We start from the raw sequence: 22,864 nt of genomic DNA, 5'->3' as shown, positions 1-22,864 counted from the left end.
GGGGATATTACTAACATGCCATGGTCGTTGAGATTTGTAAAACTATTCATGCATCAATGATTTACTCGAATTTTGGTGTGACACATGGATGCTCTATGAGATGTTGCGATGAGTGGCATTTTTTCCTCGATTGAGGATCTATAGGTATTGTTGTGCTGCCACGTATGCTATAGATTGTAATCTGACTGACCGATTGCTGAGATGAAATATTTCCACCAAAAAGACCAACTCGCATGGGAGGTGCAGAAGCGGACCTATCCAAGTAAGATCCCTCCAGTTGCTGGTTTTGACGTCTACGGGAAGACGGTGCCGGCTGAGATCAATAATGGCGACTTTTACGATGCGATTGGGGTGGCGAGCCGTGAGATCGAGAAAGGGTTCATCATGGATCGGTCTGAAGATGTTCGTAATATGGTGCTGCTGTTAGGAGATGCCACAGGGCACGGGATGGCAGCTGCATTGATGGCTACTGAATTGCGAGCGCTGATCAGGGCGGCGATCCGTCTTGGGGTTTACCACCGCGTGCTTTCATTTTTGATCAACAAGCAATTGTATGAGGATCTAGCGGACGACCACTTCGTGACCTTGTTGATGGGGCGCTTGAATGTGGACGAGGCGTATTTTCGGTGGGTGAGTTTTGGGCATGGTCCTATCTGGTTCTATCGAGCGGCAGATGGTGAGATTGTTGAATACACGGCGAATCTAGCTCCTTTGGGTGTGGCTCCAGATTTGGACAATTACCAACCGATAAAGACGTATTTTGCACCTGGAGATGCGATGGTTGTGCTGAGTGATGGCTTTGGGGAAACATTCAGTCCAGAGAGAGAAATGATTGGTGAAGTGGCATTTAAGGAGCTTTTGAAAGAGGTGGTGAAACTGCCCTTAGAGGAGGTGGCGGATGCTTTCTGGAATAAGGCCAATAGGCATCAACGGGACGGTAACACGAGGGATGATCGTACGTTTCTGATGATTAGGAGGCATGCTGAGTGAGCCAGGCAGGTGCCACCGCATGACTCTACTCTGGTTGTCTTTGCTGAGATTGGTTTTGGTGCTTGGGCTTATTTCGATGGTATCTTGACCTTACTTGTTCGTGCAGGTAAAAGCCGCTTCGTTAGCAAATGCGTATCTTATCATACATCACGAACTTGTTTTGGCTGTGGACCATCCTCGGCGCAATTTTTGCATGGTTTTTCCCGGATAGCTTCACTTGGTTTCTCAGTGGCAAGGTACCTGGTACAGAAGTCAAGTTGCTGACGGCTGGCTTGGGTTTGATCATGCTTGGGATGGGAGTGACCTTGAAGACTAGCGATTTTCTCGGTGTATTGAAGACTCCGTGGCAGGTGGGTGCCGGCGTGGCGGCGCAATTTATCATCATGCCCTTTGTTGGCTGGGCGGTGGCCACGGTCTTTAGTTTACCTCCGATGCTCAAGTTAGGTGTGATTTTAGTGAGTTGTTGCCCGGGCGGTACGGCGAGTAATGTGATCTGTTATTTGGCGCGGGCGAATGTGGCTCTGAGTGTGATGATGACAATGTGCTCTACCTTGTTGGCTGTGTTGATGACGCCGATACTTACCAAATGGTATGCGAGCGCGATTTTGGAGGTGGACGCAGGCGCGATGATGCAGACGATGTTGTTGGTGGTTTTGATCCCAGTGGTTAGCGGGGCTGTGCTCAATCACTTCTTTGGGAAGCGTTTGCTTGCCGTTCGCGCTCTAGCACCAGTCGTGTCGGTGGCTGTGATTGTGCTTATTGTTAGTGGGATTGTCGGGCGCACACGAGAGGATATCATCGAGTATTCTAGTTCACTGCTTCCTGCGGTTTTCATCGTGCATGTTTGCGGTTTTGGTTTGGGTTATCTGATTGCTCGAGTGTTGAAGCTACGTGAGGAAAACTGCCGTACCTTATCGATCGAAGTTGGGATGCAGAACTCTGGGCTCGGATCGCAGCTTGCGAAGCAACACTTCACCGTTTTGGCCTCTACTCCCTGTGCAATTTCGGCATTCTACCATTGTTTGATTGGTAGCTTGTTGGCCGCGTATTGGCGCCGCAAGAGTGATTAGAGTTGTGGCTCTATGAGTCTGCCAAGCCACTGTTGTGGTTTGTCATAGAGGGGGACTTTTGCATCGGACCAGCTCATTGGCTTGCTCTTTTTGAGGTCATCTTCGAACATGGCGCGTTGCTCTGCAGCGAAGCGTTTACTGAGAACATTGACGTTAAACTCATCGTTGATGAAGAAGGTGCGGTCGTCGAAGTTGCCCGACCCGATGATCGAGAGCGAGTCGTCGACTACGATGAGTTTGCCGTGGAGCATGCCGGAGTCGAATTCGTAGATACGCATGCCTGCATCGAGCATTTCACGCCAATAGGTCTTGCTGGTGAGACGGATCATTTTGGAATCGATTGTCTCGTTTGGAAGGATGATATCGATCTCGACGCCTCGCTTGCGTGCGCGAAACAGTGCGTCACGTAATGTTTTATTGGGGAGGAAATAGGCGTGTCCAATAAGAATGGAGTGCTTCGCTGCATCGATGGCTAAGAGGTAGCTTGCTCCGAGAGTGTCGCCTTGTTCTTGGGGTGCCCCAAGAACCCCGATGGCCTGCATCGAGCCTGCTTTTTCTGGCTTAGGGAAATATTCTGCGCCACTCAGGCGCCGTCCAGTGAGTTCCTCCCAGTTGTCATTAAATGCGTGCTGGATGTGTGCGACGATGGGTCCCTCCAAGCGATACATGGTGTCACGCCAGCGCCAGTGATGTTCGCAGTCTCCATCCCAAACATCCGCATACCCGGCGCCTCCAGTGAAGCCTAGTTTGCCGTCAATGACCATGACTTTGCGGTGGTCTCGGTTGTTGCAGCGCCAGAAGTTGTGCGGCCGGAGCGGCCTGTAGATATGGACTTCAGCGCCCGCGTCACGTAGGGTGTCCAGGTACCAATCCGGGAGTTTACGAGAGCCGATGCCGTCGACTACAAAGTGGACTTTCACCCCCTGCTCCGCTTTGGCTTTGAGTGCCATTACGAGTTCGTAGGTGACTTGAGCATTGATGGCAACAAAGGTTTCAAAGGTGATGGTTTGTTCGGCAGATTCGATTGCCTCGAGCATGGCTGGGAAATACTCGGCGCCATTGACGAGGGTCTCAATGTGGTTGCCATGGGTCCAAGTGGCACGGCAGGTACTGGCCATCTTCTGAGTAAAGTCGCGATGATTGACTTTTGGGGCGGAGCTACTGAGCGCTGCGTAGGGGCTGGGGCTAAGTTTGGCGCAGGAGCACAAGCCCAAAAGTAGGCTGGAGACTAATGCAAATGACAGAAAGCGACGCACGATGCTAGCACGCTACCTAACAGCGCCTGGTAATGCAATCTCAAGTCCTTAGTATCTGAGCGTATGATCCAGGAGCTGGAGTCCTGGTGGTTTAGCTTTGCAGTTGGGCTAGGCCGCGGAGGTGCTCGGTAGTGGTGCCGCAGCAGCCACCAAAGACACGGAGGCCCTGCTTGCGAAGGGATTGCATTTCATGGAGCCAGTCACTGATGGAGTCGCTCTGGGAGCAGCACGCATGCTCGAGTTGGTCGTGACTCAGTGAAGAGGCATTGGCCCAGATGCCGAGGACGCGCTCGGAGTTCTGGAGTTGCTTGAGCTTGAGGGTGCTTGGGTAGACGCAGTTGACTGCATATGCCAGTGGGGCGTTGATTTGATCGAGGTGATGGATTGCCTCATCGAGTGGGGTTCCATCGAGGACCTGCATGTCAGCGTTGATGCAAAAACTCATGATCATTGGGGTGTTTTGCTGCTGAGCAGCTCGGAGGATGCCTTCGGCCTCAGAGACTGCGGGGATCGTTTGAGCTATGATGAATTCGGCTTGTGCCTCGGCGAGTTGCTCGATTTGCCAGCGGTGGAATTGCTCAGACTCTGAGGCGCTCAGCGCGAGTTCTGGGCGGTAGCAATCGTTTTTTGGGCCGAGTAATGAGCCGACCCAAATGCTCGGTTGGTCGGGGTGTTGTGATTGCGTCTTATGGCGTAGCTCTTTGAGAAAGTTGACGGCGTCGATGTTCATGCTGGCGGCGAAGCCATTGCGTTCGAGGCGTTCTCGATCCAGTCGCCATGTGGGTGCCGTGCTGAGGAGTGGGAGCTGGAATTCGCGTGCGACTTGGTAGTACTCACTATGAATTGCTGCCATTTTGAGGCTGAGTGCATCGTCGTAGATGAGCGGGGCATTGAAGAGTTCTGGGTGCAGTTCCACGCCAGGGATTCTTCTTAGGCGCTCGGCTATGGCGCCTTCTCCCAATACGATTCCAGGTGACTCAAGGATGCGTTGCATGGAACGACTGTGGCAAAGATGGGGGGATTGAGAAAGGGAAAAGAGAATGCGCCAGGATGCAGAAAATGCGGTATTTATAGGTCTTTCTATTAAGGTGTTCTTGATTGCTTAAGTTTTTGTAAATGTTAGTGTTGGGCTGTTATGCGAGTGTTGGTTACAGGTGCGAATGGGTATATTGGCTTACGCTTAATTCCTAGTCTATTGGATGCGGGGCATGAGGTGCTAGCATTTGTTCGTAATCCGCGCCGTTTTCCCACTGAGGATTTTGAGGAATGGGGTGATCAATTGCGGGTGCTAGAGGGTGATTTTTTGAGGCCGGAGGGGCTGCCTGATCCGCTTGGCGTGGGGGAGGTGGATGTGGCGTATTATCTGGTGCATTCGATGGGCGATGGAGCTGCCTTCGGGGATAAGGAGGAATGCTGTGCGACAAGTTTTGTGGGATGGCTTAATGATTTGGGTTGTGGGTTGATTGTCTATCTCGGGGGCATTACTCCTGATGAAGTGGGCTTATCGGAGCACCTGGCATCGCGTAATCGCGTGGCAGAGGTGCTGGACTCAGCGGACGCCTCGCTTACGTGCCTGAGGGCCTCGATCATTGTGGGGTCTGGGAGCGCGTCTTTTGAGATTATCCGTGATCTTGTGGAGAAACTGCCGATGATGATCACCCCAAAGTGGACGCGCACGCGTTGCCAGCCGATTGCGATCCGCAATGTGGTGGGGTACTTGCTCGGGGTGATCGAGCCAGAGAGGAGGGCTCAGGTAGCGGGGAAGGGCTTTGATATTGGTGGGCCTGATGTGTTGACCTATCAGGAGATGCTCACGGGGTACGCGAGGGTGCGAGGCTTGAAGCGGGTGATTGTGCCTGTACCCTTGTTGAGTCCGAAGTTGTCGGCGCATTGGTTGTACTTTATGACTGCCACGAGCTTTGCCCTGGCCAAAGCCTTGGTGGGCTCGTTGCATTTGGAGACATTATGCCGCGAGAATACGATGGCTGTCTTGGTGCCACAGGACCTACTCAACTACGATGAGGCGATCGAGCTTGCGCTCTCACGCGTGGCGCAGAATCGAGTGGCTTCGGTGTGGTATGATGCGATTTCTTCAGGAAGCTTTGACCCAAGACACATCCGTAATGTGCAGGTGCCAGCTCATGGCGTGTTGCAGGATGCCCGTGAGGTGCCATTGAAGGCGACGCGTGAAGAGGTCATCAATGCGGTATGGCGTCTGGGTGGTGACTCCGGATGGCCTAGTATGGACTGGGCGTGGCGCCTGCGTGGATTGATGGATAAAATGGTGGGAGGATCCGGTATGCGTCGAGGGAGACGTGATCAATTTGAATTGCGGACTGGAGAGGCGTTGGATTTTTGGCGTGTCGTGGTGGCGGATCGCGAGCAGGGACGCCTTGTGCTCTTTGCAGAGATGAAGTTGCCTGGTGAGGCTTGGTTGGAATTCACGGTGAAAGAGGGGAGTCTGAGTCAACGCGCCGTGTTTCGACCGAGAGGATTATTTGGGAGGCTCTATTGGGCTTCGACCTATCCATTCCATCTCATCATTTTTCCGCAAATGGTGCAGCGCTTGGCTGAGGGGGAGTGACTCTAGGCTGCGGCGTTCGGGATAAGGAAATAATCCCAATCGGCGATGCCGAGTTTATTTTTGAGTGTGAGAGTCACTGGCACCGGGGGTGGGGTGATCGGGGTTTTGATGAGTTTGAGTCCCGCTTCAGACGGCGTCCGAGCGCCTTTATGGGAATTGAGTAGGCGCTCAGCTAAAACGCAATTTTCCCATGAGGTGTCGCCGCCACGTGACTGCGGGATGACATGATCGATACTGGCCTCGCTGGGGCGTAGCATCCTGCCAGAGTATTGGCACTGGCCACCGTCACGGAGCCAAAGGTTTTTTAGGCAGAACTTCGGGCGGTGGATGGGTACTTTGGAAAAGTCTCTGAGCACAATGACGGTTGGAATGCGGATAGCGCCACTTGCTGTCCCTATCGATTGGTCACCTTCGCGGACTGGAAGTTTGAACCATTGGCTCAAGGTGACTGGTTCCATACAATGTTGATCTTCGATATTGAGCGCCTTGGCATTTTCCGTCGACAAGTGTGCGAATGCTGTCGCCGGTGTGATGATCGAAATTGCTTGCCACTGACGGTTGAGGACAAGCACGCAGTTGCTGTGAAGGGCATTCATATTCTTATGGTGGGTTGAATTCCTTAACTCATCTAAAGTAATACCATGGATGTATTCAGTGTATCAATGATTATTTATCAGTGCCTTGTGTCATAGTTGTGACGAATTTCCGGCTTGCGTTGGTGGTGGTGGAAATATTTTTCAAAAAATTATGTCAGGAATTCAAATGGCAGGAAATAGCTAGGTAAGTATGAAACGTATTCCATTGAGACTTTTGAAAAAATCCTCAGCCGTGTTGGCAGCGCTGGGCGCGATGCCAACGGTGTATGCTGAGGTTGAGACGGTGAATCCGAAGCTCCTGTTGGTGGATGATTCTCTTGAGGTGACTGTCTGGGCGAAGTCGCCACTTTTTGGAAACCCTACCAACATGGACATGGATGCGTATGGCAACATGTGGGTGGCTGAGGGGGTGAACTACCGCCGCTTGAACGGTCGACGCCCTGAGGGGGACCGCATCATGGTGGTTCAAGACAGCAATGGTGATGGGAAGGCTGATAGCTCCCACGTCTTTGTTCAGGATAAGGAACTTGTGTCGCCACTCGGTGTGAGCGTTTTCGGTAACAAAATCCTTGTGGCTCAGCCGCCAAACTTGATTGTTTACACCGACGTCGATGGTGACTTGAAGTTCGACCCGAAGGTGGACAAACGCGAGGTGCTTCTCGATGGTTTCAATGGTTGGAACCACGACCACTCACTTCACTCCACCACTGCAGGCCCTGACGGGAAGTGGTACATCAACCAGGGCAACTGTGGTGCTCAATTCACCGATAAAGATGGAAAGACCTTCCGCATCGCATCTTCCTATAGCGGCGGCTACAAAAAAGGTGAATGGGCCTACGACCCGATGACCATTGCTGGTAAGAAGTCAGACGATGGCAAGGTGTGGATCGGTGGCTTCATCGCCCGCATCAACCCAGATGGGACGCAGACCGAAATCGTGGGCCACAACCTGCGTAATGCCTATGAGCATACGATGAACTCATTTGGTAACATTTTCCACAGCGATAACGACGATCCACCGGCATGTCGCAACACCTACATGCTCGAGTTTGGTAATGCAGGCTTCTCCTCTGCAGACGGCAAGTATTCATGGGAATCTGACCGTCGCCCAGGTCAGTCGATCCCAGTAGCTCAGTGGCGCCAAGAAAACCCAGGTACTCAGCCAGCTGGCGATGTGTATGGATCTGGTTCACCTACGGGGGTGGCATTCTACGAGAATGGTGCTCTTGGTAAAAAATTTGAAGGGATGTACCTCGCCTGTGACGCTGGCCGTCGCGACATCATGTCCTACTTTCCGAAGCCAGATGGTGCGAACTTCACCATGGACCGTGGTATTTTCTTGAAGGCGAACGAAGTGGAAGAAGCCTACAACTTCCGCCCATCTGATGTGGAAGTGGGCGCAGACGGCGCGATTTATGTTGCTGACTGGTTTGACCCACGTGTGGGTGGCCATGCCGCTTTGGATGACACCATGAGTGGGACGATCTACCGTATTGCACCGAAGGGTTTCAAGCCTGAGTTTGCTACGGACTTTGATTCCCTCGAAGGCCAGATTGCTCTTTTGCGCAGCCCGTCCGATAACGTACGTTTTCTTGGCTTCCACCTCTTGAAGAAGCGTGGCGCAGAGGCGCTCCCAGCACTGCTTGAAATGATGCAGGATGAGAACCCATACGTGGCTGCTCGCCCGATCTGGCTTCTTCCGCACCTTGGAGATGCGGGGATGAAGCAGTGTGTTAGCCTTCTCAAGGATGCGGACGACCAAGTGCGCATCACTGCTCTGATGGCTCTCAAGCGTGCTGATGTGGACGTGATGCCGTACCTCGCAGACCTCAGTTCAGATGCATCTGCTGGTGTGCGCCGCGAGGTGCTCATCTCTCTGCGCGATGTGCCATTCGCGGACAAAGTAGAACTTCTTGATAGCCTCTATGCCAGCTGGGATGGTGTCGACCGCACCTACCTTGAGGCATTGGGCTCCGCGATGCTAGGACACGAAGCTGCGTTCTGGGCCCGCCAGCGCAAGTTGGTTGAAGCTTGGGATCCTAAGTTTGCCTGGCTCACCTGGAGGTTGCACCCAGAAGTGGCGGCACCTGAGCTCATCGAGCGTGCTGTGAACAAAGACCTCAGCGACAAAGAACGTAAGTTCGCTATCGATACTCTAGCCTTTATCAACAGCCCAGTAGCGCCTGAGTCGATGCTCAAACTCTACGCACTCAATGCTCCAGAAAAGGAGTACGTGCAAATGTGGCTCACCACCAACCTCGACGGTAAGAAGTGGGACGAATGGGTAGACCGTGACCGCGTGGCGAAAGAAGCCAACGTGGCGAAGCCTGCTCCAGCGGTGCCGATCGAGCACCCAGCTCCACCGACTGAGCGCAACATTCCGAAGATGGAGGAGATCACGGCTCTAGCAGGCGATCCAGTCAAGGGCAAGGCCGTGGCTGCACGATGTGCGGTGTGTCACGAGATCGGCGACATGGGGGTGAACTATGGTCCTGGTCTCACTGGGTGGGGGCAGAGCCGCAACAAGGAGCAAATCCTCAATGCGATTCTTTACCCAGACCGCGACATCGCGCACGGCTTCACAGCATCGCGTGTCCATCTCAAGAATGGTGGTGTGATCGATGGCTTGGTAAAATCTTCTAAAGAGCGTAGCTGGCACTTCGTGAACAACGCAGGTGCTACGGCATACCTCACTGTAGTGACTTTTGGCGGTCAACAACAGAAGGTGTCTTGGCGTGAGATCAAGGAAGTGAAGGACACCAAGAAATCCCTCATGTTCTACCCAGAGCAACTCGGGCTCACCGACCCTCAAGATCTAGCCGACCTCACGGCTTATCTACAGCAGCTCAAGTAGTGCTCATGATGTGGTGATCGGCAGCATAGCATGCTGGCCGATTGCCTAATCGATGGTATTTACTGGACGCCATGAGTTAAAGACGATTTTTAGCCTCCTACTCGGCAGAGTCTCCGTGTGGTTTGGTGTATTGCGTTTCGCAAAATTTACCGAACCGCACGGGGTATTGTTGGGGTGCTCATCCCTCTTGTGGGGTTGAGTGGTTGCCATTGTAGAGGAGATTCGCTACATCCAGAGCCATGCATAGGCAAATGGGTTTGGGGAAAATCGCGATCGTTGGTAGTGGGGCGGTTGGGTCATACTACGGGGCAAGGCTCGCGCAGTCCGGCTACGATGTGACCTTTCTCTTGCGCTCTGACTACGAGGTGGTCAATCAGCGGGGATTGCAGGTGAAGAGTGTCCATGGTGACTTTCATTTGCCAAGGGTTCAATGTGTTCAGAACTCAGAAGATATTGGTGAAGTGGACCTTGTCATTGTGGCGTGGAAGGCTACGGCGAATGGTGCGGCGGAGTCGGTGATTCGGCCATTGCTCGGCCAAGAAACTGCGATCCTCACTCTACAGAACGGTCTAGGTAATGCGGAATATTTGGGGCAATTGTTTGGAGCCAAGCGTGTGATGGCAGGCTTGTGTTTTGTGTGTATCAACCGTCTCAAAGCGGGGGTGATAGCGCATAGCGCATCGGGGTTGATTCGCATTGGCGAGCTTGTTGGCGGTAAGAGCGCACGCTTGGTGCAGATCGCCGAAGCTTTTGAGGGCTCAGGGTTTCCTTGCCAAGCAGTGGATTCACTGGAGAAGGCGCAGTGGATGAAACTGGTGTGGAATTTCCCCTTCAACGGGCTCGCGATTGCAGAAGGGGGAGTGGATACTGAGGAGCTACTTCAGCAGCGGTGCTTGGAGCCGAAGGTGCGAAAAATCATGGCGGAAGTGGTGGCTGTAGCGGCAGCTCTGGGGCATGATATCCCCGAGAGTTTTATTGAACTACAGATTGAGATCACCCTGCCGATGGGGCCATATCGCCCGTCGAGCATGATCGACTTTGTCGATGGTCGAGAGGTGGAGTTTGATGCGATTTGGGGGCAGCCACTGGCTGTGGCGAAGAGGCTTGGTGTGCCCGTGCCGGAGATGCAAGACTTGGTGCTGCGCATTCAGCGTAAACTGGGGCTGAGTTAGTTGGACTTTTCCATCTCAAGATCTAAATGACCAATGCTGAGGAGGGTGGATTTGTTGCTGCGGTCTGATGCACTTTGGAGAGAGATGTTGTCGACCCATACTGTGCCTCCTCCCTTTTCAGCGACGCTGAAGGCGAGGAAAAAGCTTTGGATGTCTCCAATGTTGCGAACGCCTTCAATGCCTAGCTTGCTGACGTCAACTTGCCATTGAAAAGAACCTTGGCCTTTTTGGCCTTCGCTGAGGGATGTTTTTTTCGTCCCGATGAGGCGTTCTCCATCTCGCAGGTTGAATACCTTGTTGCCCGCCTTGCTCACTGTTTCAGTCTGCGCGCTGTATCCGTTGAACCAGCCTTGATTGTTTGTAATCCAGGTGCGTTCAGCAGTTTCATTGCTGCTATGCACTGCCCAGAGATTGACAAAAATGGTGTCGCCACCATCGCTGCCGTAGTCGAAGGTGAGTTTGAGTAGTGAATCGTTACTACTATCTTTGGATGGGTTGCTTATCCAAATGAATGCTGGGGATTCACTGACGCGCGTATCATTTGTGTCTGTGCTGTTGAGTTCGAGCCGATTTCTATCCGTGACCGCCCAGGTGATCACAGCATTGTTTTTGCCATCTGTGGTCTCTCCCATGGAGGACCTCCAACCGGCATCAACGAGGTGGTCGAACACGCGGAACTCAGCTTTGAGTATGCCTACATCATTGAACTGTTCTTCCAGAAGTTTGCCAGCATAAGAGGAACAGACGGTGCATGAAAGTAGGGCAAGTATGATGGAGGCGCGAGGATGAGACACAGTGATTTAGTGGCTGGGGAATTGATGGTCGTGATGACTTGTTGTTAAAAATGATATCTTTTTTTCAACAAGGAAGATGTGCGATATTGACCAGCAATGGTGGCAGAGTCAATCGAAGAGTATCAGTTCTTCTGAGCCAGGGGAGTTGATAGGTTTTAACGAAAAGGTCTCACTGGAGAATCCAGTGAGACCATGATTGTCGGTTGATAATGAATGTGGTTATCGTTTGCGGCGCGTGAAACACGCCAGAGCACCTAGGCCAAGAAGAGCAATGCTGCTCGGTTCTGGGACCGGGGCGGAAGTGATGGTGAGATTGTCTACCCAAGTGGTGGTAGTGCCTGTGCCATCTCCTGTTTCATCACCAGCAAAGGCGATGAAGAAGGTATCGATGTCACCCACATCACTCACACCGGACATGCCAAGTGTGCTGAGGTTGATCGTCGCGTTGAAGGTTCCCGTGCCATTGAGTGGGGAGCCGAAGTAAGTGGCGCCACTATTCGGAATGACTGCACCTGTATTGAGGTCATATGGGGCATAGCCGCCGCTACTTGCAGTTTCGTTTTGGTTACTGTTGCCATTGTTCCAACCTTGGTTGTTGGTGATCCAGCTGTTTGATCCTGGCGTGACCCCTGATTGAACTGCCCAGAAGTGCACAGTCAGTGTGTCTGCGCCTTCTGTTGCGTAATCGAACTGAAGGTTGATGAGTGTGTCGGTGTTGGCACCAGTACTGACATTACTGAACCACTTCCATGCTGGAGTCTCACCTTGGACGTAGCTCGTGGTGTCGTTTGTTGTGTTTTGTAAGCGACCACCACCTCCGTCACTTGAAGTTTCCCAGTTGGATGGGTTGGAATGAACTGCGCCATAACCCGTGGTGGACTGCCAGCCAGATACGTCTAGCTGATTGTCAAAGACTCGGCCGATCGGTGTGACTGTAGGGAGGGCATCAAAGTTTTCTGAGAGAAGGGTTGCGCCTTGGCTGCTTGCTATTGCGGTGATGCTTGCAATAGCTGTGTGGAGTGTTTGTTTCTTCATGGGGTGTGGGGTTTGGGGGTTCTGAAATCTATCCCGCGTGATTGATGGCGGTGGCTGAAAATGATTAAGTTAACTCGTTCATTCACCTAAATGTATTAAAAGTCATTATCCTGTAAACACATGATGTGTCAACAAGGGAATTCAGGGGTGTTTGTGTTAGGTGGATTACTTGGACGTCGTTTTGTTTTCTGTGAGCTGGAGGTTTTTCACCCACATCGTTCCGCCACCGGCTTCTTTAGCGGCGAAGGCGATGAAGAATGTATCGATGTCAGCAAGGGAGTTGATGCCTGGTATGTTAAGAGATTTGAGGTCGATGACTTGCTGATATGTCCCTTGGCCTTTGAGGGTAGTGATTGCGATGTCTTGAGGCCACGGTAGGGCTTTGCCTGTTTTTAGGTTGTATGGTTTGTAGCCACCTTTGCTGAGAGCTTCATTTTGGCAGCTGAAACCATGAATCCAGCCTTGGTTGTTAGTGATCCAGGGTTGTGATCCGGAATCATTGGTTTTCTGGACTGCCCAGAGGTGGAGCATGAGTTGGTCATCTCCGTCGGCGGCGTAATCGAAGCTGATGCTTATTGTAGTGCTTTTGCTGTATGAGGCATGGGGGTTGGAGAACCACTGCCAGGCGGGTGCCTCGCCTTGGATGTAGCTGGCGGTAGCATCGGATGTGGTGTTCTGGAGCCGGCCACCATCGTCTGCTGCGATTTCCCACATCGACTGTCCTAGGTGGTCATCCCCGTAGCCGATGGTGGAGCGCCAGCCGAGGTCGAGTGTGGTGTCGAAGACGCGGCCCATGGGAGTCAGTTTTTGGGGAGAGCTGAAAGTTTCATGGAGTATGGGTTTGGCTGAAATAGTGGGGCTGAGTGCGATGAGGCCTAATGCGCAAGTGACGGTGGGGATTGATGTCATGATGTTGGGTTGTGTGAGGTTTATGGGGAAATGGTAGTTTATTTTAGACGGAATCCTGTGTGATACAACAAGATATTGATAGATGGTAGATGATGCATAAAAAAAGCGAAGGATGCTGGGCAACCTTCGCTAGTGGAGGAGTGATTGTGTTGGGGTCTATTCTACAGCAATGGCGATCCCAGCGTATTTGGCCTTTTTCTTGGTCATCTTTTTTCGGTCGATTTTAGGGAAGCTTACGAGGAAGTTATTGGCATCGATGAGGTTGATAAAGAAGTGAGTGGTGCCTTTGGGGAGGGTGGCGTTGATGGTGTTGTCTGCACCGATGGTAGCTGGCACACGAAACCACTCCTCGTAGCGGTCGTTCCCATTCTTGGTGTAGATGAGATCGGCGCGGTTGAGTTTGGTCCCATTGTCTTGGTAGGTGACGGTGATCTGGCGGCCAGATTGCTTGGATGAGCTTACTGTTGGTGCTTTTTTACCCAGCGGGTTCCGAGGTGAATTCGGGTTCAGATGTGGGTAGCTTGCGTCCATTTCGGAGAGTGCGGCAGTGAGTGCGGCATTCATTGAATTGGTTTTCTCAGGCATCGATTCCGCTAGGTTTTTTGCTTCTTCAATGTCCACGCGTTTTTGCGTGCCATTCGAAGAGTCGTAGAGCCGGTAGAGTTCTAGTGCTGGCTTGTCGAAATAATTGCGCACGAGTTTGTAGTCCCCAATGCGGATGGTACTCTCTTGGGCGGCTGAGTTTGGGAAGTGCCAGATCATGGTGTCTCTGACTTGCTGCTTGGAATCTAGGACGAGCTTGGCGTCCCGAGGGTCTCGCTCAAGTAGCGAGCTGAGGTCGCAGCCATCGAAGTGCTTGTTTTTCGGTGTTGCTGTGCCTGTGAGTGATAGGATGGTGGGGTAGAAGTCTAGCCCATTGACCATGACGTCGGATTGGATACCTTTGGGGATAGTGGGGCCATAGACAATGAGCGGCACGCGTGTTCCGCCTTCCATCGCGGATATTTTACCTTTTTGCAGAGGTTTGTTTGTTGTGACAACTTCCTTGCGGCCACCGTTACACATGCCTCCATTGTCTGAGGAGACGATGATGTAGGTGTTTTCGATGAGCTTGTGCCCTGGCCAACGTGGGTCGTCAGTGGTTTTGAGGTAGTCGATCATGCCGCCGATGTAGTAGTCGAGTTGTTCGACCATCGCACAGTAGAATGGGTTATTTTGTCCTTCTACCTTCCAGCTATCTTTCGCTTCTGGGGTGAGCTCGACACCGAGCTTTTCGACATACTTATTGAGTAATTGTTCGCTGTAGGTGTGCCACGGTCCGTGGACGAGCCAAGTGGCAAAGTAGAGGAAGAATGGTTCGCCTTTACTTTGATCAAGAAACTTCATGGCGTCTGCAGTTGTTTGATCGTATGGGAAGCCATTTGGATCCAGGCGGAATGGATGCTTTGGGTCCGTGGTGGCGAAGTCTTTGATGCGGTTTTGCATGCGTGACTGGACTCCTCTGGAGCCTTCCGAGAAGTCAAACCCTTGATCCTTGGGTTGCGGGTAGCCATGATGGTTCATTGACATATGCCATTTGCCGCTATGGCCCGTGGTGTAGCCATTTGTCTTGAGGGCGTCGGCTATCGTCACGGTCTCTACTGGCATGCTCGCGGTGTACCATGGAGACATGTAGTTCCAGCCAGTTGGGTGGTGTGGGTGCGGAGGCTTTCCGCCTGAGACGTGAGTCATGTTTGCCCGGGCTGGGTGAGTGCCGCTCATGATGGCGCAGCGACTCGGGCCGCATGTTGGAGCTGGTGAGTACGCTTGCCAGAACATGACGCCATCTTTGGCGAGGGCATCGAGGTTCGGGGTTTCCATCGGGGAGGGTTCATCGATGTCGTAGCATTTCACATCCTGCCAGCCGAGGTCGTCGGTGAGTAGCAGGATGATATTCGGCTTTGCTGGGCGCTCGGCATAGAGGCTGAGTGAGCCAGCTAGTAGGGCGAGTGATACATTCAATTTCATGGGCAGTGAGTGGATGTTGTTGATTGGAGGCTGTTGTGTCTGGCTAGTCTTTGGGGATGAAATTTTGTTGTTTGAGCCAAGCAATGAAGTCGCGGCTCCACTGGGAGGAGTCGTTTTCTGGACGACCGAGTCCGAAACCATGGCCGCCTTTTTCGTAGAGTTTGAGTTCAGATGGAACGCCTTTTTCTTTGAGGGCTTGGTGCATTGCTTCGCTGTTGCCAGGGAGGACGCCTTGGTCGTCTTTGGCGTGGAAAATGAAGGCTGGTGGAGTCTGGGCGGTGACATGAGATTCCATTGACATGGAGTCGCGCTTGCTGGTTTTTTGAGCCTCGGGGAGTGGGGAGGTGACACAGCCGTGGGCGATGTCAGGGCGGGTGCTGATGACCGCATAGCCAAGACCAAGGAAGTCGGGGCGGCTGCTCACTTTTGCTATGGCGTCGCTACCGAATTGGACTTTATCGAAGTGTGTGCCAGCAGTGGCGGTGAGGTGGCCCCCAGCTGAGAAGCCCATCAGCCCAATTTTTTGAGGATCTAATTGGTAGTCTTTGGCGTGGAAGCGAACCCACTGGACTGCCCGAAGTGCATCTGACACAGGAATTGGGTGCTTGTACTCTACATCAGGCGTGGTGGGGAGGCGGTACTTGAGGACAAAGGCGGTGATGCCTTCCTGGTTGAGGCGTTTGGCAACTGCGTGGCCTTCGTGGCCGCTTGCGATCCAATGGTAGCCGCCACCTGGACAGATGACCACGGCTGCACCATTAGGTTGTTGTGGTGTGTGAACGGTGAGGTTCGGATTGTGGATGTTGCGTACGGTGCCTTTTTGTTGCTCGTGTTCTTCTTCCAGGATTGTTGGGTCGGTGAGAGCTGTGCCCTCTGGCCAGAGGGTGACTGTGGGGGCGGCTGAAGTGAAATTTGCCAAGCCAACGGCACTTGATAGAAGGATGGCGTGTAGGTGGTGTTTCATGGGTTTGCTTTTGAAGTTAAGCTCAACCCATCACTACGCATGAGGCTTTACAGGTGTTTCACATAGGAAGGTAATGCTGTCTTTTGACAAATATCGCAGACGCTACTCTATGAGCCCTTCGCTTTCGAGCCATTTGAGGAAGTCCTGAGCCCAGTCCACCCGTGAGCCGTTCACTTCCCAGTTGAAAGCCATGTGCGTGCCTTTCTCGTACATTTTGAGCGTGGCATCGCAGTCGGATAGCTTGAGGATGTCGGTCATTGCGATCGAGAATGCAGCTGGGGCGATTTTATCTTCTCCCGTAGTAAAGAGGATGGTGTTGAGGTCTTTCTTTTGGATTTTGTAAGTTGCTGGCTCACGGAAATATGGCCAAAGGCAGAGGAAGTTGAGGTGGTCAATGGTTTCTCCACCAGGAGTGCAGGCGTATTGTAAGAGGAGGTTTGCTCCAGCTGAGAAGCCCGTGCCAACGATTTTTTTGGGGTCCAAATTCCACTCTTTGGCGTGCTGGCGTACGACCTTGATGGCTTGATTGAAGTCAGCCACTGGGTCTTCGGGTATTTTATTTTCGGCATAGTTGGTGCGATATTTGAGGCCGATGACGGCGATGCCGCGCTCGGCGAAGAATGGTGCAAGGCGTTCGACGTGGTGGAGCCAAGCCAAGCCTGAGTAGCCGCCACCCGGGCAAATCAGGAGTGAAGTGCCATTCGCTTTTTCCTTTGGAGGTAAGTAGGCAATGATCGCTGGGTTGGTGACGTGTTGGAAGACTCCAACATTTTTGATAGTCTCGGCAATCTTCGCTGGGTCGATAGGTCGGTCGTCCCAGATGGCGATGGCATCCAGCCTCGTGTGAGTTGGCTCGGCGGATTGTGTTGATAGTGAGCTAAGGAGTGCTGCGAGGATGACGGCGGCGCGGATGGATTTTATGATCATGCGGGTGAAAGTTTGTCTGTCGTGATGTCTCTCTATAGACTGATAGAGCCTCGCTGTTAATCGGATAGATGTAGGAGGCTGATTTCTGTGGGTCGGAATTGTCTCGCGATGAGTCTTGTGGCTTGGCCCATGCCTTTGTAGTTTGAGTCAATCATGAGAGTGGCATTTTATTCGACTAAAGAGTACGACAAGGAGTTCTTTAAGAAGGCTCAAGGTGAGCATGAATTTTTGTTTCTGAAGAATGCGCTTCGCTCTGAGACTGCTCCCTTGGCTGCTGGGTGCGAAGCGGTGTGCGTGTTTGTGAATGATGAACTCACCCGTGAGGTGTTAGTGAGATTGAGGCATGAGGGGGTGCGTTTGGTGGCGCTTCGCTGTGCTGGTTACAACAATGTGGATATTGAAGCCGCGAGGGAGCTCGGCTTGAAGGTGGCTAGGGTGCCAGCCTATTCACCTCATGCTGTCGCTGAGCATGCGGTGGCAATGTTGCTGACATTGAATCGTAAAACACACCGAGCTTACAATCGAGTGAGGGAGGGGAACTTTGAGCTTCATGGGCTGATGGGCTTTGACTTGTTTGGCAAGACCGTGGGGGTGTTCGGTACTGGAAAGATCGGGATCGCATTCGCAAAAATCATGAATGGCATGGGGTGTAGGGTGTTGGTGTGCGATCCCTATCCTTCAGAGGAGGCGCGACAGTTTGAATTAGTTGATCCTGAGGAATTGTATCGTGAATGCGATGTGGTTAGTCTGCATTGTCCGCTTTTGGAAGATACCTATCACTTGTACAATCAAGAGACATTCCTAAAGTCGAAGCCAGGCTTCACTCTGATTAATACGGGTCGGGGGGCATTGGTCGATGCGTCTGCTGCGATTGCTGCGCTAAAAACTGGCCAGTTAGGCTACCTAGCGATGGATGTCTATGAAGAGGAGCGCGATTACTTCTTTGCTGATCAGTCCTCTGGAATTATTCAAGATGATGTGCTGATGCGCTTGATGACATTTCCTAACGTATTGATCACTGGTCATCAGGCGTTTTTCACTCATGAGGCGATGGCTGGGATTGTGGGGACAACCATGGATAATATCGCAGATTATCAGGCTGGTGTTGATCTGCGAAATGGAGTTTAAAACCTAAAAATTGGAGCACATTCATGCGTGTTATTAGAATGTCTGATAGGATCATTCATTATTATAATGATCTCCTTCTGAGGTGCTAACAATCTTCGCAGATTTCGTTGATCGTTAGGCAGTTTTGTTGATGTCGTTGGATGGGTTTTGCGTTGTTTACTCGGTGAGCATAAATGCCTTATGAGGAAAATGGGATCCTAGGGTTTTTCGGATTGCAAAGTGTGCGTTCATATTGATACTCGTCGAGCCCAATTGGTGCTTGCTGCAATCTAGCAGTCTGCGGTGATCGGGTTAGACAAGTAACGACTCTTACACATGGCTAATATTTTTCCTCGTTGGACCAACCTACTACCAATCAAGATTGCGATCTGTCTCGGTGCTCTTGCATTTGGTGTTGTAATTGCATTCTCTTACTACGCGACTCCTAAGACTCAGCGTGTTGGCTACATGCCGGATCAGCCGATCCCGTATGATCATGAGCTGCACGTGAAGCAGTTGGGTATGGATTGTCGTTTCTGTCACTCTTTTGCAGAGGAGTCAGGGCATGCAAATATTCCCACAGCTGATCGTTGTTGGACATGTCACCAGCATGTGAAGACGGAAAGTGAGAAGCTTGTGCCTCTCCGTCGTGCGATTGATAAGTCTTTTGAAGGTTACACTGGCGAGCCGGTGAAGTGGGTGCGCATTCACAAGTCACCTGACTATGTGTTCTTTGATCACTCCGCTCACCTCAGCCGTGGTGTTTCCTGTGTGAGCTGTCACGGTAATGTGAACGAGATGCGTGTGGTCTACCAAGCGAAGGATCACAGCATGGGTTTCTGTTTGGATTGTCACCGTGCTCCTGAGAAGCACCTTCGTCCGCTCGAGGAGGTTTTCAATCTTGATTACACCGCGAAAAATTATGTTGAGACGCACCCTGATTTTAGGGCTGCGGTATTTGGTGAGGACTACGACTCTGCGGCTTCTGAGGAAGAAGTGCAGGAGGTGGTTGGCACCTTCCTTAAGAACCATTGGGATGTGCAGCCGAAAGAAAGCTGTGCGACATGTCACCGATAATTTTCATCATTCTCTAAACTTCAAAATTTCCGCCTACAATGAGCAAACGTAAATGGCAACATCCAGAGATTCCAGCGAATGAAGCGAGCACGAAGGTGTGGCGCAGTGCTGGTGAGTTAGAAGACACACACGGTCTTCGTCAGTGGTTGGAGCGCGAGTTTCCACGTGCCGCTGAGACGATGATCGATGAAGATGATCGTGAGACATCCCGCCGTAGTTTCATGAAGGTCATGGGGGCTTCAACCGCACTTGCAGGTTTCGGTTTGGCAGCGTGTCGTCGCCCAGAAGAGCTTATCGTGCCTTACGTGAACGCTCCAGAATGGGTGATCCCCGGCAAGCCGCTCTACTACGCATCATCTATCCCAACAGCAGGAGGTGCCGTGCCGGCAGTGGTGACAAACTACCAGGGCCGTCCAACCAAGCTCGAGCCTAACCGCATTCACCCAGGTAATGATGGTCAGAGCGCTTTTGATCAGGCATCAATTCTTGATCTTTACAATCCAGCACGCTCCCGCGACTTCCTCAATAAAGGGCAAAAGGTGAGCCGTGCTACAGCTGAAAAGCAGCTCGCTGAGTGGACAGCTTCCGGTAAGGTGGGTTTTGTCTTCGGTGAAGATGACTCAGCAACTCGCACGCACCTTCGCGGTGAGTTGGCGCAGAAGTTTGCTGGCGCGAAGTTTTACTCCTACGAGGCGCTTGCAGGTGCAGGCCGCAAGGCTTCGAATGAAGCGATCTTTGGTGCAGGCGCTGAGCTTGTTGCTGACTATGCACAAGCGAAAGCAATCCTCTCTCTCGATTCAGACTTCCTAGAGCTTGATAAGCAGGGCCCAGTAAAGGGCTTCTACGATCGTCGCCACGTCAATGGCCGCAACTACGATAAGGATGCGGTACAGAATAAGAAGAATCTCAACCGTCTCTATGTTGCTGAGCCGACGTACTCACTGACCGGCGGTATGGCCGATCACCGTGCTCCAGTGGCTCCATCTCAGATTGGTCGCTTCCTTGCCCAGTTGGCAAGTGAACTCGGTGTGTCAGTTGCCATCCCTGGTGGTAAGTTTACTGGTAAGAAGGAAAAGTGGGTCAAAGAGTGTGCCAAGGATCTCGCCAAGCATCGCGGTGAAGCATTGGTGCTTCTAGGTTCCCGCTACGATAAGGAGCTTCACGATCTCGCGCACCTTGTGAATGTGAAGCTCGGTGCTTACGGTAAATCACTCAACGCAGTGAAGACCCAGAAGGCCGGTCTTGCTAATGCGGAACAGCTTGTGGCAGATATCAATGCTAAGGCGCTCGATACCGTGATCTTACTCACCCCTGCGAACCCAGTCTTGGAAAATGAAGCACTCACAGAAGCGCTTTCCAAGGTGAAGATCGTTCAGCTTGGTCTTCGTTTGAATGCGTCTGCAAATGCTGCAGACCTGCACGTCCCCGCTGCTCACTACCTTGAAAGCTGGGGCGATTCCTTTACCTCATCTGGTGTGTACACCATCGTGCAGCCGATGATTCTTCCGCTTTACGGCGGCGTTTCTGAGCTTGAGCTACTTCTCGCGCTTCGCGATGGCAAGCTCCACGACTCAAACACATCCGCACTTTCCCCTGCATACACTGCAGTACGTAAGACATTCGATTCCACTGTCCATCCTGTGACTGGTGCCAAAGCTGCTGAAGCGGCCTGGATGAAGCTTCTTCGTGAAGGCTTCCTCAAAGGTAGTCAGTACGCACTCGCTTCAGTAGTCGCTGCTCCTCCAGTGCCGGCGCTCAAGGCTCAAGCTGAGCCGTCAGCGAAGGCACTCGACATCGTCTACAGCACGGACGGTTCCGTTTTTGATGGTCGCTACATCGACAACGCATGGCTCCAGGAAGCACCGGATCCAATCTCCAAGGTGTGCTGGGATAACGCAATTTACCTCGCGCCAGAGACAGCCAAAGATCTCGGCATCTACGAAGAGCTCGTAGAGCTTGAGAAGAAGGGTGCAGCTTGGTGGGCGAGCCTTGGTTTTGATGATCGCGACCTCAAGAAGTCCGATGTGCCTGAAGAAGGTGAAGGTCCTAGCCTCTTTGCTCCAGTAGCGAAAATCACGATCAATGGTAAGACTCTAGAGGCTCCAGTGATTGTTGCCTTCGGGATGGCAGCCAATGTGATTTCTATCTCCCTCGGTTACGGCCAGGGCTACGATGAGCACTTCGCTTCTGAGTTTAAGAATGGAGGCATCAGCTACAATCAGGATGGCAAAGGCAACGTTTCTTCTGTCGGCGTGAACGCTGGCTTCAACGCCTACCCACTCCGTGGTGGTGTTGATTACTTTGCCCAAGGAGCTAGCATCGCTCGTGCTGAAAACGGCGCAACCTACAAGATGGCACGTACTCAGGAGCACCACTCCATGTACGGACGCGCTCTTGCTCGTGAGATCTCAACAGCTGAAGACAAGCTGACTCACAAAGACTACGCAGCTCAGATCAAGGGTGTGCAGAAGCAAGGCATGGATTCTCACATCCCTGAGAACATGAGCCTCTACAAAGGTGTTACCAATGGTGGTCCTATCACCTCAGGTCTTGCCGGCCGTGAAGAAAAGCCAAACCTCTTTGACAAGTCCCAGCAGTGGGCGATGAGCATCGACCTCAACGTTTGTAATGGTTGTAATGCCTGTCTCGTTGCTTGCCAGGCTGAGAACAACATCCCAGTAGTGGGCAAGACTCAGGTGGCAATGGGACGTGAAATGCACTGGATCCGTATGGATCGCTACTTTGCAGCACCAGACCTCGATCAGTACCCAGAAGGTACCGACGAGTGGGAAAAGTCTCCAGAGATGATTCCTCAGCCAGTCGCTTGTGTGCAGTGTGAGTCTGCTCCATGTGAAACCGTTTGTCCTGTGAATGCCACGGTGCACTCAGAAGACGGCCTTAACACCATGGCTTACAACCGTTGTATCGGAACGCGTTACTGTGCAAACAACTGCCCGTACAAGGCACGTCGTTTCAACTTCTTTGACTACAATAAGCGCAACCCGCTGATCCACAAGAATCTCTACAAGGGGCCGATGGGTGTGAAGCAGGAAGGTGATTCTAAGTCACTCCAGCGCAACCCGAACGTGTCAGTTCGTATGCGTGGTGTGATGGAGAAGTGCACCTACTGTGTGCAGCGCCTTCAGTCCGCTAAGATCGAAGCGAAGAAGCTCGCCAAGCAAGAAGCTCTGGCTGTGGCTGGCGGTTCTACCAAGGCAACCATCACTGCTGAAAAGCTCATGCCTAAGACCGACTCCGTTCGTGTTGCATGTCAAGATGCCTGTGACGCTGGCGCGATTGTCTTCGGTAACCTTCTAGACCCTAAGTCCATGATCAGCCGCATCAAAGATGAGAACAATAAGATCATCAATGACCGCGCCTACGATCTCTTGAACTACATCGGCACACGTCCACGCACTAGCTACCTCGCTCGCGTGAAGAACCCGAACACCAACATGCCTGGTAAAGAGTATGTCGGTAAGGCAACAGTCCACATGCACTAATTGCAACGAATCAGTAATT

Annotated in this window: 17 protein-coding genes; 8 read left to right on the top strand and 9 right to left on the bottom strand. The window is 52.2% G+C overall.

All coding sequences use genetic code 11. The annotated features are described in order from the left end of the window. Positions 1–201: 201 nt before the first annotated feature. Positions 202–990 carry a PP2C family protein-serine/threonine phosphatase gene (locus tag F454_RS15685; protein WP_018969826.1) on the top strand — a complete coding sequence of 263 codons (789 nt, stop codon included), beginning with the start codon at positions 202–204 and terminating at the stop codon, positions 988–990. A gap of 128 nt (positions 991–1,118) precedes the next feature. Continuing rightward, positions 1,119–2,060, top strand: coding sequence for a bile acid:sodium symporter family protein (locus F454_RS0106470; protein ID WP_018969825.1), 942 nt, complete (start codon positions 1,119–1,121; stop codon positions 2,058–2,060). Here the strand turns inward: F454_RS0106470 and F454_RS14435 are convergent. Further along, complete coding sequence (locus F454_RS14435; RefSeq protein WP_156817166.1) at positions 2,057–3,316, bottom strand: phospholipase D-like domain-containing protein; 1,260 nt, start codon at positions 3,314–3,316, stop codon at positions 2,057–2,059. The genes F454_RS0106470 and F454_RS14435 overlap by 4 nt on opposite strands. 91 nt (positions 3,317–3,407) lie before the next feature. Beyond that, positions 3,408–4,310: a homocysteine S-methyltransferase family protein gene (locus F454_RS0106460; protein WP_018969823.1), complete on the bottom strand. Its 903-nt coding sequence runs from the start codon at positions 4,308–4,310 to the stop codon at positions 3,408–3,410. A 141-nt stretch (positions 4,311–4,451) separates the two neighbouring features. Between F454_RS0106460 and F454_RS0106455 the strand changes: the two genes are divergently transcribed. Next, complete coding sequence (locus F454_RS0106455) at positions 4,452–5,900, top strand: SDR family oxidoreductase (RefSeq protein WP_018969822.1); 1,449 nt, start codon at positions 4,452–4,454, stop codon at positions 5,898–5,900. 2 nt (positions 5,901–5,902) lie between these two features. Here the strand turns inward: F454_RS0106455 and F454_RS0106450 are convergent, their stop codons facing one another. Then, the gene (locus F454_RS0106450) at positions 5,903–6,496 is read right to left on the bottom strand and encodes an HNH endonuclease (protein WP_018969821.1); all 594 of its coding nucleotides are present in this window, start codon (positions 6,494–6,496) and stop codon (positions 5,903–5,905) included. A gap of 190 nt (positions 6,497–6,686) precedes the next feature. Between F454_RS0106450 and F454_RS0106445 the strand changes: the two genes are divergently transcribed. Further along, positions 6,687–9,350, top strand: coding sequence for a PVC-type heme-binding CxxCH protein (locus F454_RS0106445; RefSeq protein WP_018969820.1), 2,664 nt, complete (start codon positions 6,687–6,689; stop codon positions 9,348–9,350). Positions 9,351–9,589: 239 nt separating this feature from the next. Continuing rightward, complete coding sequence (locus F454_RS0106440) at positions 9,590–10,522, top strand: 2-dehydropantoate 2-reductase (protein WP_026292752.1); 933 nt, start codon at positions 9,590–9,592, stop codon at positions 10,520–10,522. On the opposite strand, the gene F454_RS0106435 is transcribed toward F454_RS0106440, so the two are convergent. The 6 genes from F454_RS0106435 to F454_RS15680 form a co-directional block, all read right to left on the bottom strand. Then, positions 10,519–11,316, bottom strand: coding sequence for a hypothetical protein (locus tag F454_RS0106435; RefSeq protein WP_018969818.1), 798 nt, complete (start codon positions 11,314–11,316; stop codon positions 10,519–10,521). The two genes, F454_RS0106440 and F454_RS0106435, sit on opposite strands and share 4 nt — an antisense overlap. A 219-nt stretch (positions 11,317–11,535) precedes the next feature. Then, a complete protein-coding gene (locus F454_RS0106430; protein ID WP_018969817.1) occupies positions 11,536–12,351 on the bottom strand; it encodes a PEP-CTERM sorting domain-containing protein in 816 nt (271 codons plus the stop codon). Between the two features lie 165 nt (positions 12,352–12,516). Continuing rightward, positions 12,517–13,260, bottom strand: coding sequence for a hypothetical protein (locus F454_RS0106425; protein ID WP_018969816.1), 744 nt, complete (start codon positions 13,258–13,260; stop codon positions 12,517–12,519). 156 nt (positions 13,261–13,416) lie between these two features. Further along, positions 13,417–15,267, bottom strand: coding sequence for a sulfatase (locus F454_RS0106420; protein ID WP_018969815.1), 1,851 nt, complete (start codon positions 15,265–15,267; stop codon positions 13,417–13,419). Between the two features lie 43 nt (positions 15,268–15,310). Next, entirely contained in the window at positions 15,311–16,231 is a 921-nt protein-coding gene (locus F454_RS0106415; protein WP_018969814.1) for an alpha/beta hydrolase, read from the bottom strand. 102 nt (positions 16,232–16,333) lie between these two features. After that, entirely contained in the window at positions 16,334–17,158 is an 825-nt protein-coding gene (locus tag F454_RS15680; RefSeq protein ID WP_018969813.1) for an alpha/beta hydrolase, read from the bottom strand. Positions 17,159–17,311: 153 nt separating this feature from the next. Here F454_RS15680 and F454_RS0106405 point away from each other — a divergent pair, with 153 nt between their 5' ends. The 3 genes from F454_RS0106405 to F454_RS0106395 all read left to right on the top strand — a co-directional run bounded on the left by F454_RS0106405 (position 17,312) and on the right by F454_RS0106395 (position 22,845). Next, positions 17,312–18,286: a 2-hydroxyacid dehydrogenase gene (locus tag F454_RS0106405; RefSeq protein ID WP_018969812.1), complete on the top strand. Its 975-nt coding sequence runs from the start codon at positions 17,312–17,314 to the stop codon at positions 18,284–18,286. Between the two features lie 315 nt (positions 18,287–18,601). Beyond that, a complete protein-coding gene (locus F454_RS0106400) occupies positions 18,602–19,342 on the top strand; it encodes a cytochrome c3 family protein (RefSeq protein WP_018969811.1) in 741 nt (246 codons plus the stop codon). A 38-nt stretch (positions 19,343–19,380) separates the two neighbouring features. Next, a complete protein-coding gene (locus tag F454_RS0106395) occupies positions 19,381–22,845 on the top strand; it encodes a TAT-variant-translocated molybdopterin oxidoreductase (RefSeq protein WP_018969810.1) in 3,465 nt (1,154 codons plus the stop codon). Positions 22,846–22,864 lie beyond the last annotated feature (19 nt).

Origin of the sequence: Rubritalea marina DSM 17716 (assembly GCF_000378105.1) — a bacterium.
Taxonomy (GTDB): Bacteria; Verrucomicrobiota; Verrucomicrobiia; order Verrucomicrobiales; family Akkermansiaceae; genus Rubritalea; species Rubritalea marina.
This window is presented reverse-complemented; position numbering and strand designations above follow the sequence as displayed.

What these genes read in the sequence shown, in the direction of transcription:
- F454_RS0106445 (WP_018969820.1), top strand. Translation starts at nt 6,687, where the DNA reads ATGAAACGTATTCCATTGAGACTTTTGAAAAAATCCTCAGCCGTGTTG.
- F454_RS0106400 (WP_018969811.1), top strand. Translation starts at nt 18,602, where the DNA reads ATGGCTAATATTTTTCCTCGTTGGACCAACCTACTACCAATCAAGATT.
- F454_RS15685 (WP_018969826.1), top strand. Translation starts at nt 202, where the DNA reads ATGAAATATTTCCACCAAAAAGACCAACTCGCATGGGAGGTGCAGAAG.
- F454_RS0106425 (WP_018969816.1), bottom strand. Translation starts at nt 13,260, where the DNA reads ATGACATCAATCCCCACCGTCACTTGCGCATTAGGCCTCATCGCACTC.
- F454_RS0106460 (WP_018969823.1), bottom strand. Translation starts at nt 4,310, where the DNA reads ATGCAACGCATCCTTGAGTCACCTGGAATCGTATTGGGAGAAGGCGCC.
- F454_RS0106470 (WP_018969825.1), top strand. Translation starts at nt 1,119, where the DNA reads ATGCGTATCTTATCATACATCACGAACTTGTTTTGGCTGTGGACCATC.
- F454_RS15680 (WP_018969813.1), bottom strand. Translation starts at nt 17,158, where the DNA reads ATGATCATAAAATCCATCCGCGCCGCCGTCATCCTCGCAGCACTCCTT.
- F454_RS0106430 (WP_018969817.1), bottom strand. Translation starts at nt 12,351, where the DNA reads ATGAAGAAACAAACACTCCACACAGCTATTGCAAGCATCACCGCAATA.
- F454_RS0106420 (WP_018969815.1), bottom strand. Translation starts at nt 15,267, where the DNA reads ATGAAATTGAATGTATCACTCGCCCTACTAGCTGGCTCACTCAGCCTC.
- F454_RS0106395 (WP_018969810.1), top strand. Translation starts at nt 19,381, where the DNA reads ATGAGCAAACGTAAATGGCAACATCCAGAGATTCCAGCGAATGAAGCG.
- F454_RS0106415 (WP_018969814.1), bottom strand. Translation starts at nt 16,231, where the DNA reads ATGAAACACCACCTACACGCCATCCTTCTATCAAGTGCCGTTGGCTTG.
- F454_RS0106450 (WP_018969821.1), bottom strand. Translation starts at nt 6,496, where the DNA reads ATGAATGCCCTTCACAGCAACTGCGTGCTTGTCCTCAACCGTCAGTGG.
- F454_RS0106440 (WP_026292752.1), top strand. Translation starts at nt 9,590, where the DNA reads ATGCATAGGCAAATGGGTTTGGGGAAAATCGCGATCGTTGGTAGTGGG.
- F454_RS0106405 (WP_018969812.1), top strand. Translation starts at nt 17,312, where the DNA reads ATGAGAGTGGCATTTTATTCGACTAAAGAGTACGACAAGGAGTTCTTT.
- F454_RS0106455 (WP_018969822.1), top strand. Translation starts at nt 4,452, where the DNA reads ATGCGAGTGTTGGTTACAGGTGCGAATGGGTATATTGGCTTACGCTTA.